The following is an 18,073-nucleotide window of genomic DNA, read 5'->3' on the forward strand; positions in this document are numbered from 1 at the left end:
AAATGCGGGCCTTGTTGCCGTTGTAGTGAGTGTCAGGTTACTGCGAGCGCAGTTTTACCCAGTAGCCTTCATAAATGGCGAGCACCTCGTCGCCCAGATCTTCCTGAAAATGCCCCTGATTGATCACCTCGGCTGAGGGGAACAACACCGGATTAACCGCCACCTCGGCAGGCAGCAATGCCTTGGCCCCCTTGTTGGGAACGGCGATACCCAATTCCTGAATGATCTGCGCGGCCACTTCGGGGCGCATTAAAAAGTCCAGGAACTGATGCGCAGCATCCACCGATTTGGCATTGCTCGGGATCACCGCACTGTCCACCCAGAAAATGGCGCCTTCACTCGGATAGACATAGTCCAGCGCTATGCCGTCTTGCTGGGTTTTATAGGCCTGATCGCTCCACAGCAAGCCCAGCGAGGTTTCACCCGTGACATACGGCATGCGCGGGTTATCCGAATTATACAGCAGTACGTTGCTCTGCAACGGGATCAGCTTTTCGTAGGCGGCCTTGATTTCTGCCGGATCACGGCTGTTGGCCGAAAATCCCAGGGTTAACAGCGCCATTTGAAAACTTTCACGAATATCATCCGTCAGCATCAGCTGGTTTTCCCAGCGGCTGTCCCACAAATCCTGCCAGGATGTGACCTCGGCGTCCGCCAGATCGTCACGATTAATGGCAATGGCGGTGCTGCCAAACGAGTAGGGCATGCTGTATTGGTTATCAGGATCGAAGTCCTTGTTCAAAATGCTGTCGTCCAGTTCGGAAAAATGCGGCAGCTTGCTCTTGTCCAGCGGCTGTAACATGCCTTCACGAGCCATCTTGCTCACCATGTAGCTGGACGGAAAAATAATATCGTAGCTTTCCTTCGCGTTGCTGGTTTGCAGCAGCTTCAGCTTGGCATACAGTGCTTCGTTTGAGTCAAAGCTGGCGTAGTCCACCTTAATGCCGCTTTCTTTGGTAAAGGCCTGCAATACGGTATCGGGCAAATACTCGGCCCAGGCATACACCGACAGGCGATCTTGTGCCTGCGCCAGCACCGGAAAGGTGGCAGCCATAATCCAGGCCAAAGGACGAACGACTGATTTCATAATTGTTTCTTCCTTAACAGTAACTGCGCTATCACCACCAGGATCAGCGACATTGCCAACATTAACGTAGCCAGGGCATTCACCTCTGGCGACACACCCACCTTGACCATAGAGTATATTTTTAACGGCAACACTTCATAACTCGGCCCGGTAACAAACGAGCTGACAATCACATCGTCCAGCGACAGGGTAAAACTGAGTAACCAACCCGCGGCAATGGCGGGAGCGGCCAAGGGTAAAATGATACGGCGAAAGGTCACCGCTTCACTCGCGCCCAAGTCTTTTGCCGCCTCCAGCATGCGCACATCGAACCCTTTTAATCGGGAGTACACGGTAATCACCACGAAGGGCAAACAAAAGGTAATGTGGGCAAACAGCAGCGACCAAAAGCCCAGCGAAATACCCAGCACCACAAACAGCGCCAGCAGGGAAATGGCCATGACAATATCGGGCGACATCATCACCACAAACAGCATGCCGCCCACAAACTGCTTACCGCGAAACGAGTACCGATACAGCGCTACGGCGGCCAAGGTGCCAATCAGTGCCGCACCGGTGGCCGATATCAGTGCTATGGTCAGCGAATGACGGGCCGCTTCCATCAGGCTGGCGTTATTGACCAGCCGATCAAACCACTCCAGGGTAAAGCCTTCCCAGCGAATACCAAATTTGGAACGATTAAAGGCGTTGGCTATCAAAACGCCAATCGGAATGTACAGATAGGCGAATACCAACAGTAAAAAACTGCCCTTTAGCCACTTAATCATCGAGTGACACCTTCTTGTTCATCATTTTCGCCGCGCGGTAATACAGATACATCATGCCGGCCATCAGTACCGTCAAGGTCACACTGGTGGCGGCACCAAAAGGCCAGTCGCGAATATTCAAAAACTGGGTCTTGATGATATTACCGATCAACAGGTTTTTGGCGCCGCCCAGCAAGTCCGAGATATAAAACATGCCGAGCGCCGGCAAAAATACCAGCAAGCAGCCGGCTACAATGCCGGGTAGCGTCAGCGGCAAAATAATGCGGAAAAACCGCGACATCGCGCCCGCGCCCAAATCCTGTGCGGCTTCCAATAGGCGAACATCGAGTTTTTCAATGGCCGAGTACAAAGGCAGCACCATAAAGGGCAGCAGTATGTACACCAGGCCGATGATCACCGCCACTTCACTAAACATGATGCGCAGCGGCTGTTCAATCAGCCCCATGCTCAATAACGCCGTGTTCAACAAACCCTTGGTACCCAACACTATTTTCAGGGCATAGGTGCGGATTAACGAATTGGTCCAAAACGGGATGATCACCAAAAACAACAATAACGGCCGAACACGCACCGGCATTTTCGCGATAATATAGGCAAACGGATAACCCACCAGCAAACACAGCAGGGTGGCGGTGCCCGCCATCAGCAACGAATGCCCCAGTACCTTTATGTAGAGGGGATCGAGCAAACGGCTGTAACTGTCCAGGCTGAATACCAGGCTGATCAGGCTGGCGTGATCCCGGGTCATAAAGCTGGTGGCAATGATCATCAGGTTGGGCAAGAACACAAACAACAACAACCAGCCCACAATCAGGGCAACCGCCAGATTTCTGAAGCCGTTACCCGGCAGGCTTTTTATGCTCGCCGCCAGTGGCCGAGTCGCCAGGGTGTTAGTGTTGTTCATAGGGCAATACCACTTCCCAGCTATCTACCCAGGTGAGGTTTACTTGCTCGCCCAGCCGATAATCAAAGTCGGGATCGTCTTCATCAAAGAACTCGGACACCAAGACATGCTGGCCAGACTGCAGCTCGACCCGAGACTCCAGGGTGGCGCCTTTATATAGCCGTTCAACGATACGCCCGGCGATGCCGCCCCCCGTATTGGCAGCACAGATCTTCATGCGCAGATCTTCCGGGCGCAGCAACACGCACACCTTGTCACCGGCGCTAAACGGCTGCTGGCTGTGTACCACGCAGTCGCGGCCTTCTACCCGCGCATGCCAACTACCCGGGGTCGCCGGGTTGAGAAGCTCCCCGTCCATGATGTTGATCTCGCCAATAAAGCGCGCCACAAACAGGTTGGCCGGTGATTCATAAATTTCTCGAGGAGTCCCGTCTTGCACCACCTTGCCGCCGTGCATCACCACGATTCTGTCCGACATCGACAAGGCTTCTTCCTGATCGTGCGTCACAAATACGAAGGTAATCCCCAAACGGCGCTGCAGCTGCTTAAGCTCGCTTTGCATTTGCTTGCGCAGTTTGTAATCGAGTGCACTCAAGGATTCATCCAGCAGCAATACCTTGGGGCGATTGACCACAGCTCGGGCAATGGCCACCCGTTGTTGCTGACCCCCTGATAACTGATGCGGATAGCGGTTGGCCATGGTATCCAGCTGCACCATCTTCAGGGCTTCCAGCACCCGGGGAGTGATTTCGCTTTTTGGCAGCTTTTGCATGCGCAAGCCAAAGGCCACGTTGTCGAATAACGTCATGTGCGGAAAAAGGGCGTAACTTTGAAATACCGTGTTCACATGTCTGTGTTCGGCTGCCACGGTGGTAATGTCGCTACCTGCCAGGGTCAAACGGCCGCTGTCTGCCTGCTCAAGGCCGGCAATCAAGCGCAGTACCGTGGTTTTACCACAGCCGGAAGGGCCGAGAATAGTGAGGAATTCGCCGTCATAAATGGATAAGTCCAGATTATCTATGATAGCTTTACCGTCGAATGTTTTACTGATACCCGTCAGAGAGACTAGGGGAATAGGTTGTTCCGCCATGTAGCCTTATACACCTCGATGAAAACGCACCGCGTTTTGAAAACCAAAAGAGCGCGCATTCTAGTGAGCGCCAAGGTTAAAGCAAAGCAAATATTTATGACCGCGATGAACACATTTACTGTTTTACAAAAAATATCGTCGGTTTAATTCCTTGTGTTAATAATGGCTTGGCTTTGCTGTCTCTCTCGGCTTCCTCCGTTATAATGGCACCATCTTTAGCAAGAGACTGAATGAATGAATGAACCACGATTTGCTCGGCTGCAACAGTCGTTACAGCAGGGCTTTACGCTTGCACCCAAAGCTGTGTTTCAAGAAGCCTGGCAGCGTATTCATGGTGCCAAAATGCCGATTTTACTGGCCGCCATCGGTGTGGTTGGTTGCTGGTTGGTACTCAATCAACTATTGGTAAGCGTGGCCGGAGAGGAAGAACAGGTTTCCTGGGGTGTGAGCCTGTTGGGGCTGGGTATCTCCATGATCATGGCGCCCATGAGTGCAGCACTCGATATGATGGGGGTATTCAGAGCCGTTGATCGCCCGATTCGGTCTAATCAGATTTTTGATTATTTTCGTTTTATATTACCGTTGGCCGTCGCCAGCCTGCTGATGGGCATTATCAGCAGCCTGTTTATGCCACTGGGACAAATGCTGGGCCTGCCGCCGGTATTATCCATACTGCCCACCCTGGTCTTGAGTGTGGCACTGATGTTTACCTTTCCTTTAATCCTGGATAAGGGGATGACTCCGATACAGGCCATTACCACCTCGCTGCGGCTGTTCGCCAAACAGTGGATGCTGTTGTTGTCGATTCACCTTCTGATGTTGCTGCTGTTTATGGGCGCGATATTTACGCTGGGTGTGGGGCTTATCTGGGTTATTCCCCTGTACGTTGTGGTGAAAGGAATTCTGTATCGTGAGGCTTGCGGGGTAGAAGGCAGCAATGTCGCCGCTTCTGGCCCGTCGTCTTCTTTAAACTCGTCCAAGGATCATTTTGAAGCATGAAAATGTCACTCATGATTACCATGCTGCTGGCGTTGTCTGCCAGTCAGGTACAGGCTGCACCTTTGGAGCTGGGTTACAGCGGTTTTTACAAATACATGGCCAAGGTCAGAAAAGCCCAGGTAGAACATGCCGAGCTGGGTTTTTATTTAAGCCGCACGGACGGTCAGGGACTGTGTTCCATCGACTCGGGAGTGGTGCGGGTTGATGACACCATACGAGGCGAAGTAACGGTTTTGTCTCATGGTCAGTTTGTGTTACCGGAAGACAAAGAGCTGGATCTGGATAAAGCCGTAGTGGCACTGGAAATGGCGGAGAATCACGAGTGTGATATTTCAATTCAGATCCAGAGCAACCTGGAGGGCGGCCAGGTCAGCATGGACGAGCTGCGTCAGGTGGAAAACGACATGTATCGTTTGCTGCAGAAAATGGCCGGCTGGCCAGGCCGCTATTTTGCTCCCGAGCTGCAGGGCATTAAACTGAATCCGGCTATCACAGGGCAGAACATCGATGGCAAGACTCAGCTGATGTTAAGCCAGGCGCAACTTGCAGAACAGGGTAGCCTGAGTTTACCTGCCGTGCGTATCACCCCCTGGTTTTAAGCTAAACACAGCGGCGAGCCTCAAGTTCAATATAAAAAACACCCAGCAAGCTGGGTGTTTTTTATCGCTGATCGCTTAAAACGGTCTACCGGAGCCAGTACGGCATAGAGCAACACGTTTTTTAACGTACAGCTTACGGCGTAGCCTGACGGCTTATTTCAGCTGGATGATTTCTAAGCGTTCGCCCCGCTCGGGGGCTTCTTCGTCTTCATCAATGAAGCGTGGCGCCACCTCGGGTTTATCGAAGCCGATGTCGCCACCGTCAATAATACCGGAATCACTATTGATGCTCTTGAAATCAAACTGCTGATGATCCAGCAGGTGAGAGGGAACCAGGTTTTGCAACGAACGGAACATGCTTTCGATACGTCCGGGAAAACGCAGATCCCAGTCTTGCAGCATATTCTTGATGGCCTTGCGTTGCAGGTTCTCCTGCGAGCCACACAGATTGCAGGGAATAATCGGATATTCTCTGGCCTCGGCAAAGCTCACCAGATCTTTTTCTTTACAGTAAGCCAGCGGGCGGATCACCACATGTTTGCCGTTGTCGCTCACCAGTTTGGGGGGCATAGATTTCATGGTGCCGCCATAAAACATGTTCAGCAGCAGAGTTTCAATAATGTCGTCTCTGTGATGGCCCAGGGCAATTTTGGTCGCCCCCAGCTCGGTGGCGGTACGGTATAGAATGCCGCGACGCAGGCGAGAGCACAGCGAGCAGGTCGTTTTACCTTCGGGGATCTTGTCCATCACGATGGAGTAAGTGTCTTCTTCGACAATTTTATACTCAACGCCCAGTGCGTCCAGATAATTGGGTAACACATGCTCGGGGAAGCCGGGCTGCTTTTGATCGAGATTGACGGCAATAATATCAAACGAAATAGGGGCATGGGCCTTGAGGTGTTGCAGCATTTCCAGCATGGCGTAGCTGTCTTTGCCGCCCGACAAACACACCATAATACGGTCGCCATCTTCAATCATGTTGAAATCGCCAACCGCTTGGCCAACATGTTTACGTAGCCGCTTTTGCAGTTTGTTGAAGCTGTGAACCTGTTGGTCGGCAAGCGCAGACTGGCTTGCATCGGATGTGCTTGAAACGGACGCAGTTGAGGACGCAGTTGAGACAGTCATAATAACCCCAGCAAAAAAACTGGGGTTATTATAGTGGCTGGCGTCTTGAGGGCAAGGCGCCAGTGGCGGGTTAAGGCAAGTATTAGGCGTCGGGGCGCAGCACCAGCACGTCACAACTCAATTTGTCGACCACCTGCTCTGCGGTATTGCCGAGTAATGCTGCCGAAAAGCCGGTGCGGCCTACCGAGCCCAATATCACCAGGCTGGCGTTGGTGACATCGGCGCAGCGTGGGATCACCTCTTCGGCCAGGCCTTCTTCCAGATGTAGGCTGCTGCTTTCAAGATCGAAACGCACCGCATATTCATACAAGGCTCTTTCATGATGGCGTTTTACGGCGGCGTTATACACATTGGGGTCAAAATCCGGTAACTCCAGCGCCATGTTGACCGGAGTAATAGGGTAGGCATTAATCAGGTGCAGCTTGGCCGACAGCAGGCGAGCCACTTCGGCACTTTCGGTAATGATTTTATTATTGAGCGCATCCTGCTCTTCATCATCACTGCCACAGTTGATGGCCGCCAGCACATTACCGCCCATTGGCCACTCTTGTTCTTTTACCAATAGTACAGGGCAGGGGCACTTGCGCAATAAATGCCAGTCGGTAGGGGTAAAGATAAACGACTGGATCAGGGTGTGCTTGTGGGTACTTTTTACTACCAGATCGTGCTGACCGTCTTGCACCTGCTGAATAATGGCCTCGAAGGGGCGGCTGTGCCAAACCACCTTGATATTGAAGTTTACCTTGCTGTTTTCATAGGGTGTCAGCAGGGTTTTCAGCCATTCTTCACGCCCTTGCAGTACGCCTTCGCGCATTTCGTCGCGCTCGGTACTCGACAGCATGGATGTCATTTCATAGGAAAAGTCATAAATCGCCATGAAGAGGGTGATCTCGGCCTCTTCCTGCAAAGCGGCTACCGATACGGCACGGTGCAGAGCCGGCTGTACTTCTGCCAGCGGGTCTAGTACCACCAGGATATGCTGATATTTAATCATAAGGCGTCCCTTTTTATGAACATAAATCTCGCGCTACGATAGGGTGGACGTGGGAGCACCGGCAAGTGTGGCCAGCTCGTCCAGGTCCAGAATGCGAATATATTTACCGTCGACTTCAATCAGGCTGTTCTTTTGAAAACGCCCCAGCAGGCGGCTCACGGTTTCTACCGTTAATCCCAGATAGTTCCCGATGTCGCCGCGGGTCATAGTCAACCGGAACTCCTTGGCTGAAAAACCACGTTGTGAGAAGCGGCTCGACAAGCCGTGCAAGAAAGAGGCGAGCCGTTCTTCGGCGGTCTTTTTAGACAACAGCAGGATCATTTGCTGATCGCGATTAATCTCACTGCTCATCAGACGCATGATTTGCTGTCGTAAACGGGGCAGTTTACCGGCTAGTTCATCAAGCACTTCGTAAGGGATTTCGCACACCATGGCGGTTTCCAGTGCCTGGGCGAAAGAAGGGTGGTTACCGGTGTTAATGGCATCAAAACCGATGAGGTCGCCCGCCAGATGAAAGGCCGTTATTTGCTCATCACCTTGTTCGGTAATGGTATAGGATTTAATGGTGCCGGCACGAATGGCATACAGCGACTTCAGCTCTTCGCCGGCCTTGAACAGCTCCTGGCCTTTTTGAATCGGTTTTTTACGTTCGATAATATTATCCAGCTCGTCCAATTCATCGGAATTAAGCCCAAGCGGAATACACAACTGACTGATACTGCAATCCTGGCAGTGAATGGCACAACTGCTTGTGTTGGCAGTTTTAATTATTTTTTTCTGATTTCCCATAGCTCAATACTTTTGTGGTATCAATGCATAATCATAGCACCAAAAATAAGGGCTTAATAGCTTAGTACAATATGGGAAAAACCTGATAGATAGTGAATAAACCATAAATAATCAACAAGATACCGGATGCCTGGCGAAATTTGGGGTGGTTTAGCCAATGCCGTAGCTGGCCCGCCAGCCCTCCCAGTGCCAATAAGGTGGGCAGGGTACCCAAACCAAACAGCGCCATCACCCGAGCCCCTTCCCATGCACCGCCAGACACGGCACTCCAGGTCAGTGCCGAATAGACCAGGCCACAAGGCAGCCAGCCCCAAATCATGCCAAACGGAAATGCTGCCAATGGGTGTTTGAACGGAATGAAACGACTGGCCAGCGGTTTAAGATAACGCCAAAGTCCCGATCCCAGCTTTTCCAGCTTTAATAAAAAAAACCACCAACGCGCCAGATACAAGCCCAACAGGATCATCATGATGCCAGTGAGAATACGCATGATTAGCAGCGTCTGCTTGCCCATGCTGACCTCGGCCAGGCTGGCAAACACGCCGCCTACCAAGGCTCCGGCCAGGCTGTAGCTTACAATGCGACCGGCGTTATAACTGAGTAGATACACCCATTGCCAACGCCGTTGATTTTCCGGAATGGCCATCGAAAACGCCGCCGCCACGCCGCCGCACATGGCAATACAGTGCCCAGCTCCCAACAAACCAATGAGCAAGGCCGCCCAGGCATCAAGCTGAGTGGTCATCAGGGCGCTTGTCTTGTTGGGGAGCTGCGTCGTCTTTCACGTCTTCTTGCACGCCTTCTTGCTGAGTAAGTGACCTGCATTGTGCCTGTTGATGAGAGGCATCGTCATCATCAAACAGAATATTACTGCCGTGGCGGTCGAGATCTTCAAACTGATCGCTTTTAACCGACCAGAAAAACAGTGCGATAGCGATACCGACAAACACCATGGCCACGGGGATCATAAAGTACCAAACTTCTACATTATCGTTCATAAACGTGCGAGCCTCAGTGAATTGGTCATCACAATCAGAGAACTAACCGACATGCCAGCCATGGCAACCCAGGGCGACACATGACCGGTGGCCGCCAGCGGCAAAATAATCAGGTTGTAGCCTAGCGCCCAGCTGAAGTTTTGCTTGATCACCATGCGACAACGGCTGGCCACATGACGCGCCGTTAATATATGGCGTAAGTCGTCGGCCAGCATAATGGCGTCGGCACTGTTCTTGGCAATATCGGTACCGCCGGCCATGGCAAAGGACACATGGGCCCCGGCCAGAACTGGCGCATCATTAATGCCATCGCCCACCATCAGGCAAATATCACCGGCCTGATCGCAATCACGTAAATAGGCCAGCTTGTCATCGGGGCTGGCGTGCTTGATCAGTTTATCCACACCAAGGCGCTCGGCCACTCGCTCAGCCTGCCCTGAACTGTCACCGGTTAAAATGGTGGTGGCAATCCCCTGAGCGCGGCAGGCCTCAACTAACGCCGCCGCTTCGCTACGCAGCGGATCAGACAAGCTGAAGCGTGCCACCAGTCCTTCATCGTTGGCCAGATAAACACACAAGTCGTCATTGACCTGCTCTGGTGCAAGCCAGGCACCACTGCCCAGCCGCCAGTGGTGACCGTCTATCAGGCCGGTTACACCTCGGCCGACCTGATTTTCGCGATTCGTCACCGTCATATTCGACTGGCGATAACCGGCAAAGGCACGAGCAATGGGATGCTCAGACTGGGCTTCCAGTGCGGCGGCAATGGCCAGCACCTGCGACTCGTCTCGTTCACCATACAGTGTGGTCGCGGTGAGGGCGATTTCGCCGCGGGTAAGGGTACCGGTTTTATCAAACACGATGCGGTTGATCTTCGGCAGTGTGTCCAGCACATGGGCGCGGCGCACCAAGACTCCGGAACGACTCAGCCGCGAGGTGGCCACCGTGAGCGCGGTCGGGGTGGCCAGCGACAGTGCACAGGGGCAGGTGGCGACCAATACCGACAGCATGACCCAGAAGGCCTTGTCGGCATCAAACTGCAGCCAGATGACATAGGTTGCCAGCGTCACCAGTAACAGCGCCGCAACAAAATAACGGGATAACTGATCCGCTAAAATCGCTACCTTGGGTTTTTCCAGCAGGGCATCATCCTGGGCGCGTAAAATTTCCGATACCCGCGCCTCGGCCAGAGGGCGCAACACCCTTAGCCGCAATGGCGATTCCACGTTGGTGGTGCCGGCAAATACCGTATCACCAACGTGGCGGATCACCGGCAGGTGCTCACCGGTGAGCATGGATTCATCGATACTGGTGCTGCCACTGATAATCTCGGCATCCGCGGGAATTTGGCTACCCGGCGCCACCAGTAACAGTTGCCCGGGTTGCAGGGTTTTGGCGGCCACTTCCTGCTCACCCTGGTCGGTTTCTATGCGAGCCAGCATGGGCACCAACAAGGTCAGGTTGGCGGTGGTTTCCGACGCTCGCCGCTTGGCGCGCATTTCCAGAAAGCGCCCGGTCAGCAGCAGGAAGGCAAACATGGATACACATTCGTAATAAACATCACCGGTTTGCGTTACCGTGGCATATACCGAGGCCACAAAGGCGAACACCATGGCCAACGAGACCGGCAGGTCCATGTTGAGGGCACGATTTTTCAGGCCTCGCCAGGCGTTACGATAAAAGGGCAGGGCTGAATAGCCCATTACCGGAATACAAAGCCACAGGCTTATCCAGCGAAAATATTCTATCAAGCCGGCATCGGTTGAAGGAAACAAATCATCATACAAGGCGATGGCCACCATCATCACCTGCATGCTGGCAATACCGGCCACCCCCATGCGCAACAAATAGGCTTTGACTTCCTTGTTATAGTCCTGTTCTTGCTGGTGGGGTTGAAAGGGTCGAGCTTGATAGCCGATATCGGAAAAAGCGGCCAGTAACTTGCTGAGCTGCGTTTGTGAATCGTCCCAACGAAGACGGGCACGTTCTGTGGTGGTGTTCACCTGAATCAGCGCCACTCCGGGCACCCGAGACAGATGGCGCTCAATCAGCCAGGCACAAGCCGCACAGCTCAGACCCGAAATGGATAGCTGTACTTCTTTGAGATTATCTTTATCGTTAACGAAGTCTTGCTGTATTTCGGCCAAGTCGTAGTGCTGAAGTTGCCTGAGCTCATCGGGCACCGCGTCCGCCTTGGGGGCGGGCGCGGTTCTGTGTTGATAATAACTGAGCAAGCCGCAGTCGATGATGGTTTCGGCCACCGCCAGGCAGCCTGGGCAACAAAACGGCTGTGCTGCGCCGTCCAGCTCTAATTGATAACTGCTGCCGGCGGGTACGGACTCACCACAGTGAAAACAGCCGTCCATCATCAGCTCCCTGCGCGAATCATCAGCGGGTCTTTAATGGGCAAACTAATACGCTCTTGTATACGCCAGCTACCGTCTATCGCTTCAATTTTCAGATTCCAGTTTCCCTTGATCAGCGGCACCTCAAGCCGTTCACGATATACGCCCGCGGCATCGCTGGTCATGACCAGCAGGTGATCTTCCTTGGCCAGGGTGGGGTGGGTAAAGCTGACGCGGATGGCTTCGCCGGCTTTCTGTCCGCCTTCCAGCTCGAGGGATACCTGGTCATCCTGATAACTCAGCTTGGCCAGTATTTTCAAATCTGCGGCGCGCTTTAGCTTACTTAAATCCTTGTTGTAGGCACGGCCTTTTTTGTAGTAGTCATCCACCACCATGCTGTCGGCACCACTGCTCGCCAGATAAAAGGTATAAAGACTGGCGGCGACCGCACACAGGGGTAATACAATAAGAAACCAGGGCCAGAACTGACGATACCAATGACGTTGCATAACACATTCCCACTACAAAAAAAGCAGAGTCTAATGTAACAAAAAAAGCCCCGCCGAGCGGGGCTTTTTTCACCAAAGCCCGAGGGGCTTACTTACCGTTGCTAAGGCTATACACATAAGCGGAGATCAATTGGATCTTGTCTTCGCCTAAAATGTCTTTCCAAGCTGGCATAACACCATTACGACCATGGCGAATAGTGTCTTCAACTGCGGCACGCGAACCACCATACAACCAGGTGTTATCGGTCAGGTTAGGGGCGCCCATCAGCTCGTTACCCTTACCGTCCATACCATGACAGGCGGCACAGACCGCAAAGCGAGCCTGGCCTTTCTGTGCTTCAACTGCATCAACCTTACGGCCGGACAGGCTCAACACATAAGACGCCACTTCACGTACACCGTCTTCACCCAGGGCATCGCCCCAGGCTGGCATGGCAGCCCGACGACCGTGCAACAAGGTCGCTTTAATCTGCTCAGGCTTGCCACCCCATAACCAATCACCGTCGGTCAGGTTAGGGAAGCCACGCGCACCACGCGCATCGGAACCATGACACTGGGCACAGTTTTGCAAAAACAAACGCTGGCCCACCTTGGTGGCGTCTTCATCGTGAGCAATGTCGGCAATGGCGCGGTAGGTAGTGCCATCGTCTTCATAGGTCAACTCACGAAACTTGGCACCAAACACTTCATCTGCCTTGATCATTTCACGATCGTATTGCACCAGCAGTTCATCGGTGCGGGCCGTATCCGCTGCTTCGTTATACTCCGCCAGCGAACGCACATCCTGGTTGGAACTCGTCCAGCCCAACAGGCCTTTGAAGTTACCCAAACCCGGATACAGCGCCAGATAAACCAGGGAGAACACGATCATGAACACGAACAAATAGCTCCACCACTTGGGCAGTGGGTTGTTCAGCTCGGAAATACCATCGTAGGTGTGACCGGTAGGCGCACCTTCTTCCATTCCCATTTTGTCGCGACTACACCAAATCAGCAGCGCTAGACAGCCAAAAATGGTACCTAGACTGATGACGGTGACAAATACACTTAGAAAAGTATTCATTCTTTATTAGCTCCTGCGCGATCCTGCTCAGTCCCCAGTGAGGCGCCACTCGCCTTATCTTCATCATCAAAAATGGAGTTGGCTATAGCATCAAACTTGCTCTTGCGTCGCGTGCTGTAAGCCCAGGCGACCAGGCCGATAAACATCACAAACAACAACAGCGTCTGATAGCTAATCAGAGTAGGTTTAAGTGCTTCCAGGGTACTGAAATCCATAATCGACTCCGGTTATTTAAGGGCGTGACCCAGCGACTGCAGATAAGCGATGATAGCGTCCATTTCGGTTTTACCCTGAACGGCCTTCTCAGCACCTTCGATATCGGCATCGGTATAAGGAACACCGAAGCTGTCACGGAACAGTCTTAACTTGCCCGCAGTGTCTTTACCGTCCAGCACATTGGTTTCCAACCAGGGGAAAGCAGGCATGTTCGACTCAGGCACTACGTTGCGTGGGTTAAGCAAATGCACACGGTGCCACTCGTCAGAGTAACGACCGCCAACGCGTGCCAGATCCGGACCGGTACGCTTGGAGCCCCACAGGAAAGGGTGTTCCCATACATGTTCGCCAGCCAGTGAATATTGACCATAGCGCTCGGTTTCTGCACGGAAAGGGCGAACCATCTGGCTGTGACACACATGACATCCGTCACGAATATAAATATCACGACCTTCCATTTCCAGCGCAGTATAGGGGCGCAGGCCTTCTACAGGCTCATTGGTTTGCTGTTGAAAGAACAGTGGAACTATCTCTACCAAACCACCAAAGCTAATGGCAATCACGGTAAAAATAACGAGCCAAGTTGTATTCGTTTCGACCAACTCGTGACGATTATTTGGGTTTTTCATTCACACGTCTCCTTATGCCGGTTGGGGAATGGCTTGCAGGGAGCCTTTCGGCGCAGAAATGGTACGGTAGGCGTTGTAAGCCATCAGTAACATACCGGCCAGGAAGAAGCAGCCACCCAGGAAACGTACGAAGTAGAACGGGTACGAGGCTTGCAGACTTTCAACGAAGCTGTAAGTCAGGGTGCCATCGTCGTTCACCGCGCGCCACATCAGACCCTGCATCACACCACTGATCCACATGGACACGATGTAAAGCACAGTACCAATGGTTGCCAACCAGAAATGCGTGTTAATCAGCTTGATGCTGTACATGCGCTCTTGGGCAAACAGATTGGGAATCAGGTGATAAACCGCACCGATGGAAATCATGGCAACCCAGCCCAGGGCACCCGAGTGCACGTGACCTACAGTCCAGTCGGTATAGTGAGACAAGGCGTTAACGGTTTTGATGGCCATCATTGGGCCTTCGAAGGTGGACATGCCGTAGAACGACAAAGACACGATCAAGAAGCGCAAAATAGGGTCATAACGCAGTTTATGCCAGGCACCCGACAGCGTCATAATACCGTTGATCATGCCACCCCAGGAAGGAACGAACAGGATCAGAGACATGACCATACCCAGTGACTGAGCCCAGTCGGGCAGGGCAGTGTAGTGCAGGTGATGAGAACCGGCCCAGATATACAGGGTGATCAGCGCCCAGAAGTGCACGATAGACAAACGGTAGGAATAAACCGGACGACCTGCCTGCTTGGGAACGAAGTAATACATCATACCCAAAAAGCCAGCTGTCAGCAGGAAGCCTACGGCGTTATGACCGTACCACCACTGAATCATCGCATCGGCTGCACCGGCGTACATGGAGTAAGACTTCAAACCGGTGAGCGGTATTGCCATGCTGTTAACGATATGCAGTACGGCAATGGTCAGAATAAAACCACCGTAGAACCAGTTCGCCACGTAAATGTGCGAGGTCGCACGCTTGTATAAGGTTCCAAAGAACACGACAGCGTAAGATACCCAGACGATGGCGATGGCAATATCGATTGGCCATTCCAGTTCGGCATATTCCTTGGAGGAGGTATAACCCTGAGGCAAGGTAATAATTGCCGCCAGAATAATAGCCTGCCAGCCCCAGAATACGAACGATGCCAGCGGACCACCAAATAGGCGAACCTGACAGGTACGTTGCACCACATAAAACGACGTGGCCATCAGGGCGCTACACCCAAACGCAAAAATAACCGCGTTAGTGTGTAGTGGACGTAATCGGCTATAAGTTAGCCAGGGTGTTTCAAAGTTGAGGGCAGGCCAGATCAGCTGTGCTGCAATCAGCACACCTAACGACATACCTACGATACCCCAGATCACGGTCATCACCGTGAACTGGCGAACTACAGTATAATTGTAGTTTGGTTGATTATTAGTTTGACTCATCGTTATAGTTCCGCTTCCACTGCTGTTATCAGGTTTGTGCCCACTGCAAGGTAAACACGTCGGAAGAATTTAAGACAACCGCTTCATTTGTGGCATCCGCACGCCCGGTTACTTAATTAACCTGTTATTAACAACGGGGAATCAAGAAGTCGAGAGCGCTGGCTGCAGGTGGGATGATAAATGAGTAGCTACAAAAATAACAGTATAAACAGTAATATGATTACCACTTAACCCGCCTCAGAAGGCATAGGAAACTACCTTGATCAAGATCAAACAGGGCAGTGGATTGTGTGCAATACAGGAACAAAATAAGCATGAGAGATAGATTGACCGGCCCGAAATTGGGACAAATCTTGTTAGTACTCGCGGTATTAGTGGCTGCGTTCTGGTTTAAAACCTATAAAAACGATGATACCGGGCCTGAATTAGGTGTTGCTAATGTTGATATTTGCGACATAGGTCACAAAGAATGTCGAGTGCAGCAGAGGGATTTGTGGGCGACAGCACAATTAACGGCAGACACATTACAACCCGAGTCACCATTTCAGCTCGCGTTAACGCTGTCTGACCCTCAGGCTAACGTAACCAGCAGTCGTTTAGAAGGGCAGAGCATGTACATGGGCACCTTGCCGGCGTTGATCCAGCAAGATGCACCTGGCCACTGGCAAGGGCAAGCCCTGGTCGGCGCCTGTACCGAGCGCAGCATGATCTGGGCCTGGGTAGTGGATATAGAGCAGCAGGGCGAAACGCAACAGTTCAAGTTTCTGTTTGAAGTGGCACGCTAGCCGCGCAGCGGTCAGCCGTAAGCGACCAGCTAAAAACTGACACCGTCTTTTTGATTTTCAGCCATCTTCCTGATGCACATTAGGGTCTCGGTTGGGCTTTAACGGATAGCGTAAAACACAGGCTCTGTAGTTTGTATAATCTGATCGCTGACAGCTGTGTTTGATGCCGATAACTGTATTTATCGGCATTAGCTTTAACCGCCGTCACTAGGTAAACAAGTTCACAACGAGATATACTGTATAAACATACAGACTGCACAACTTGACGCGACTTATGACTGCTAACGTACTACCACTATTCGATGCCCCTCAATACCTGGAAGAGGGAAACAGCGTTGTTAATCAGCACATTGCCGATATCACCCTGAGTAAGGTGCCTGATGCCGCCTTTATCTATGAACATGCGGTAGACTGGTTGCTGGAAAGCCGTTTCAGTGAAAACAACTACAAAACCTATCGCAGCGAACTCACCACCTTTCTACATTGGTGCTTCGACGTCGAGCAGATGTCACCCGTTGATCTTAATCGACGAGGGATCAATCGTTACGTTGATTATTGCCTGGCACCGCCCAAGGCCCTGATTGCGTATCATAACGTAGCCCAGTTCACGCTGAACAAAGACTGGGGAGAACGTCAGCCGAATCCCCAATGGCGCCCGTTTTTAGGAAAAAAACAAGACGGTACAGTTCAGCCATATCAGTTAAGTGACAAGGCCCTGAAAACCAAGATAGCGATCTTGTCTTCCTTTTATAGCTACCTGATTAACGAAGAAGTGACCGAGCGCAATCCCGCCGTAATGTGGATGCGCCACAGTCGTTTTGGCTCCAGCCCCATGGTGATAGCCAGCATGAATGATGTGGATGAAGTGCGGGTATTCAGTGATTTGCAATGGTCTTATGTGATGAGCACCGCCCATCAACTGGCAGAACAAAACCCGGAGCGGCATCAACGCACCTTGTTTTTAATCTCGCTGATGTATGGCTGCTATCTGCGTATTTCGGAAGTGGCTGCCAGACCCGGTTTTTCACCTGTAATGAGCCAATTTCGTCGTGATAGTCACACCGGCATCTGGAGCTTTCATATTCCCATCAGCAAAGGCGGTAAAAAGCGTACCGTTGCCGTATCTCGTGAACTACTCGAAGCACTGAAGCAATATCGGCAGGCCTTGAAACTGTCACCCTTGCCGGCGCCCAACGAAGCAACGCCCTTGTTTATACGACACAAGGCCGCCGGACGAGGGCGCGACCAGGGTTTACTCAATGCCAACCTGGGGGTTCGCCAACTCCGTGATTTGCTTGACGAACTGATTACTGCCGCCGCCGACCATGCCGCAGCCGATGGTTTCGATCATGATGCCAGTGAAATGCGCAGCCTGACCGTACACAGCATCCGCCATACCGGCATTACTCACGACATCAATTTGAACGGTCGGCCGTTGTCCCATGTGCAGGCCGATGCCGGCCACGACAGCATAGATACCACGTCGCAATATTTGCACACCGGCAAGATAGAGCGACACGAAAGTGCCGTCAGTAAACAATTGAACAGGTTACACATCAAAGAGCGCTAACAGTTCACATTATCATCAGAAGCCAGGTATCGTATTTGGCTTCAATAAACTCTATTTAACATAATATACATTATGCGAAGTTACATAATGTCAGGTTTGAGCGCTTTCTGCCAATGTGTGAACTCCAGTTTTACATGATTATTCACATATGATTCTGGTCTGTC

General features: G+C 52.1%; 19 protein-coding genes. 4 read left to right on the forward strand and 15 right to left on the reverse strand.

Annotated elements, in window-relative coordinates; genetic code table 11:
* Nucleotides 1-37: 37 nt before the first annotated feature.
* From IEW52_RS04420 to potA, 4 genes are read right to left on the reverse strand one after another with little or no spacing between them, the layout of a single operon-like run.
* Nucleotides 38-1,087: an extracellular solute-binding protein gene (locus IEW52_RS04420; RefSeq protein ID WP_188628861.1), complete on the reverse strand. Its 1,050-nt coding sequence runs from the start codon at nucleotides 1,085-1,087 to the stop codon at nucleotides 38-40.
* Complete coding sequence (gene potC / locus IEW52_RS04425; protein WP_188628862.1) at nucleotides 1,084-1,854, reverse strand: spermidine/putrescine ABC transporter permease PotC; 771 nt, start codon at nucleotides 1,852-1,854, stop codon at nucleotides 1,084-1,086. The genes IEW52_RS04420 and potC overlap by 4 nt, the downstream gene beginning before the upstream one ends.
* Nucleotides 1,847-2,758, reverse strand: a complete 912-nt coding sequence (potB, locus tag IEW52_RS04430; RefSeq protein WP_188628863.1) for a spermidine/putrescine ABC transporter permease PotB — start codon at nucleotides 2,756-2,758, stop codon at nucleotides 1,847-1,849. The genes potC and potB overlap by 8 nt, the downstream gene beginning before the upstream one ends.
* Nucleotides 2,745-3,848, reverse strand: coding sequence for a spermidine/putrescine ABC transporter ATP-binding protein PotA (potA, locus tag IEW52_RS04435; RefSeq protein ID WP_188628864.1), 1,104 nt, complete (start codon nucleotides 3,846-3,848; stop codon nucleotides 2,745-2,747). Before potA ends, potB begins: the two co-directional genes overlap by 14 nt.
* A gap of 234 nt (nucleotides 3,849-4,082) precedes the next feature.
* Between potA and IEW52_RS04440 the strand changes: the two genes are divergently transcribed.
* Together IEW52_RS04440 and IEW52_RS04445 are read left to right on the forward strand one after the other, a co-directional pair.
* Nucleotides 4,083-4,847: a hypothetical protein gene (locus tag IEW52_RS04440; protein WP_188628865.1), complete on the forward strand. Its 765-nt coding sequence runs from the start codon at nucleotides 4,083-4,085 to the stop codon at nucleotides 4,845-4,847.
* Nucleotides 4,844-5,446, forward strand: coding sequence for a DUF2987 domain-containing protein (locus IEW52_RS04445; protein WP_188628866.1), 603 nt, complete (start codon nucleotides 4,844-4,846; stop codon nucleotides 5,444-5,446). Before IEW52_RS04440 ends, IEW52_RS04445 begins: the two co-directional genes overlap by 4 nt.
* A gap of 153 nt (nucleotides 5,447-5,599) precedes the next feature.
* On the opposite strand, the gene ttcA is transcribed toward IEW52_RS04445, so the two are convergent.
* The 11 genes from ttcA to ccoN all read right to left on the reverse strand — a co-directional run bounded on the left by ttcA (nucleotide 5,600) and on the right by ccoN (nucleotide 15,554).
* Nucleotides 5,600-6,574 (reverse strand): tRNA 2-thiocytidine(32) synthetase TtcA, encoded by a 975-nt coding sequence (ttcA, locus tag IEW52_RS04450; protein ID WP_188628867.1) that lies wholly within the window; start codon nucleotides 6,572-6,574, stop codon nucleotides 5,600-5,602.
* Between the two features lie 82 nt (nucleotides 6,575-6,656).
* On the reverse strand, nucleotides 6,657-7,568 hold the full coding sequence (gene uspE / locus IEW52_RS04455; RefSeq protein ID WP_188628868.1) for a universal stress protein UspE: 912 nt from the start codon (nucleotides 7,566-7,568) through the stop codon (nucleotides 6,657-6,659).
* A 33-nt stretch (nucleotides 7,569-7,601) separates the two neighbouring features.
* A complete protein-coding gene (locus IEW52_RS04460) occupies nucleotides 7,602-8,357 on the reverse strand; it encodes an FNR family transcription factor (protein ID WP_188628869.1) in 756 nt (251 codons plus the stop codon).
* 61 nt (nucleotides 8,358-8,418) lie between these two features.
* Nucleotides 8,419-9,102, reverse strand: a complete 684-nt coding sequence (locus tag IEW52_RS04465; RefSeq protein ID WP_188628870.1) for a sulfite exporter TauE/SafE family protein — start codon at nucleotides 9,100-9,102, stop codon at nucleotides 8,419-8,421.
* On the reverse strand, nucleotides 9,086-9,355 hold the full coding sequence (ccoS, locus tag IEW52_RS15945) for a cbb3-type cytochrome oxidase assembly protein CcoS (protein ID WP_188628871.1): 270 nt from the start codon (nucleotides 9,353-9,355) through the stop codon (nucleotides 9,086-9,088). The genes IEW52_RS04465 and ccoS overlap by 17 nt, the downstream gene beginning before the upstream one ends.
* On the reverse strand, nucleotides 9,352-11,721 hold the full coding sequence (locus tag IEW52_RS04475; RefSeq protein WP_188628955.1) for a heavy metal translocating P-type ATPase: 2,370 nt from the start codon (nucleotides 11,719-11,721) through the stop codon (nucleotides 9,352-9,354). Before IEW52_RS04475 ends, ccoS begins: the two co-directional genes overlap by 4 nt.
* Nucleotides 11,722-11,723: 2 nt before the next feature.
* Nucleotides 11,724-12,209 carry a FixH family protein gene (locus IEW52_RS04480; protein ID WP_188628872.1) on the reverse strand — a complete coding sequence of 162 codons (486 nt, stop codon included), beginning with the start codon at nucleotides 12,207-12,209 and terminating at the stop codon, nucleotides 11,724-11,726.
* 88 nt (nucleotides 12,210-12,297) lie between these two features.
* Nucleotides 12,298-13,272: a cytochrome-c oxidase, cbb3-type subunit III gene (gene ccoP / locus IEW52_RS04485; RefSeq protein ID WP_188628873.1), complete on the reverse strand. Its 975-nt coding sequence runs from the start codon at nucleotides 13,270-13,272 to the stop codon at nucleotides 12,298-12,300.
* Entirely contained in the window at nucleotides 13,269-13,487 is a 219-nt protein-coding gene (locus tag IEW52_RS04490) for a cbb3-type cytochrome oxidase subunit 3 (protein ID WP_188628874.1), read from the reverse strand. Before IEW52_RS04490 ends, ccoP begins: the two co-directional genes overlap by 4 nt.
* A 12-nt stretch (nucleotides 13,488-13,499) precedes the next feature.
* Nucleotides 13,500-14,117 carry a cytochrome-c oxidase, cbb3-type subunit II gene (gene ccoO / locus IEW52_RS04495; protein ID WP_188628875.1) on the reverse strand — a complete coding sequence of 206 codons (618 nt, stop codon included), beginning with the start codon at nucleotides 14,115-14,117 and terminating at the stop codon, nucleotides 13,500-13,502.
* Nucleotides 14,118-14,129: 12 nt separating this feature from the next.
* Nucleotides 14,130-15,554 carry a cytochrome-c oxidase, cbb3-type subunit I gene (gene ccoN / locus IEW52_RS04500; protein WP_188628876.1) on the reverse strand — a complete coding sequence of 475 codons (1,425 nt, stop codon included), beginning with the start codon at nucleotides 15,552-15,554 and terminating at the stop codon, nucleotides 14,130-14,132.
* Nucleotides 15,555-15,868: 314 nt separating this feature from the next.
* Here ccoN and IEW52_RS04505 point away from each other — a divergent pair, with 314 nt between their 5' ends.
* Together IEW52_RS04505 and IEW52_RS04510 are read left to right on the forward strand one after the other, a co-directional pair.
* On the forward strand, nucleotides 15,869-16,339 hold the full coding sequence (locus IEW52_RS04505) for a hypothetical protein (protein WP_188628877.1): 471 nt from the start codon (nucleotides 15,869-15,871) through the stop codon (nucleotides 16,337-16,339).
* Nucleotides 16,340-16,613: 274 nt separating this feature from the next.
* Nucleotides 16,614-17,909, forward strand: a complete 1,296-nt coding sequence (locus tag IEW52_RS04510) for a tyrosine-type recombinase/integrase (RefSeq protein WP_188628878.1) — start codon at nucleotides 16,614-16,616, stop codon at nucleotides 17,907-17,909.
* Nucleotides 17,910-18,073: the final 164 nt, after the last annotated feature.

Origin of the sequence: Oceanisphaera marina, assembly GCF_014643915.1 — a bacterium.
In the GTDB taxonomy this organism is placed as follows: Bacteria; Pseudomonadota; Gammaproteobacteria; order Enterobacterales; family Aeromonadaceae; genus Oceanimonas; species Oceanimonas marina.

Excerpts from the sequence above, each read along its gene's own strand:
- IEW52_RS04420 (WP_188628861.1), bottom strand. The coding sequence starts at position 1,087 with ATGAAATCAGTCGTTCGTCCTTTGGCCTGGATTATGGCTGCCACCTTT.
- potC (WP_188628862.1), bottom strand. The coding sequence starts at position 1,854 with ATGATTAAGTGGCTAAAGGGCAGTTTTTTACTGTTGGTATTCGCCTAT.
- potB (WP_188628863.1), bottom strand. The coding sequence starts at position 2,758 with ATGAACAACACTAACACCCTGGCGACTCGGCCACTGGCGGCGAGCATA.
- potA (WP_188628864.1), bottom strand. The coding sequence starts at position 3,848 with ATGGCGGAACAACCTATTCCCCTAGTCTCTCTGACGGGTATCAGTAAA.
- IEW52_RS04440 (WP_188628865.1), top strand. The coding sequence starts at position 4,083 with ATGAATGAACCACGATTTGCTCGGCTGCAACAGTCGTTACAGCAGGGC.
- IEW52_RS04445 (WP_188628866.1), top strand. The coding sequence starts at position 4,844 with ATGAAAATGTCACTCATGATTACCATGCTGCTGGCGTTGTCTGCCAGT.
- ttcA (WP_188628867.1), bottom strand. The coding sequence starts at position 6,574 with ATGACTGTCTCAACTGCGTCCTCAACTGCGTCCGTTTCAAGCACATCC.
- uspE (WP_188628868.1), bottom strand. The coding sequence starts at position 7,568 with ATGATTAAATATCAGCATATCCTGGTGGTACTAGACCCGCTGGCAGAA.
- IEW52_RS04460 (WP_188628869.1), bottom strand. The coding sequence starts at position 8,357 with ATGGGAAATCAGAAAAAAATAATTAAAACTGCCAACACAAGCAGTTGT.
- IEW52_RS04465 (WP_188628870.1), bottom strand. The coding sequence starts at position 9,102 with ATGACCACTCAGCTTGATGCCTGGGCGGCCTTGCTCATTGGTTTGTTG.
- ccoS (WP_188628871.1), bottom strand. The coding sequence starts at position 9,355 with ATGAACGATAATGTAGAAGTTTGGTACTTTATGATCCCCGTGGCCATG.
- IEW52_RS04475 (WP_188628955.1), bottom strand. The coding sequence starts at position 11,721 with ATGGACGGCTGTTTTCACTGTGGTGAGTCCGTACCCGCCGGCAGCAGT.
- IEW52_RS04480 (WP_188628872.1), bottom strand. The coding sequence starts at position 12,209 with ATGCAACGTCATTGGTATCGTCAGTTCTGGCCCTGGTTTCTTATTGTA.
- ccoP (WP_188628873.1), bottom strand. The coding sequence starts at position 13,272 with ATGAATACTTTTCTAAGTGTATTTGTCACCGTCATCAGTCTAGGTACC.
- IEW52_RS04490 (WP_188628874.1), bottom strand. The coding sequence starts at position 13,487 with ATGGATTTCAGTACCCTGGAAGCACTTAAACCTACTCTGATTAGCTAT.
- ccoO (WP_188628875.1), bottom strand. The coding sequence starts at position 14,117 with ATGAAAAACCCAAATAATCGTCACGAGTTGGTCGAAACGAATACAACT.
- ccoN (WP_188628876.1), bottom strand. The coding sequence starts at position 15,554 with ATGAGTCAAACTAATAATCAACCAAACTACAATTATACTGTAGTTCGC.
- IEW52_RS04505 (WP_188628877.1), top strand. The coding sequence starts at position 15,869 with ATGAGAGATAGATTGACCGGCCCGAAATTGGGACAAATCTTGTTAGTA.
- IEW52_RS04510 (WP_188628878.1), top strand. The coding sequence starts at position 16,614 with ATGACTGCTAACGTACTACCACTATTCGATGCCCCTCAATACCTGGAA.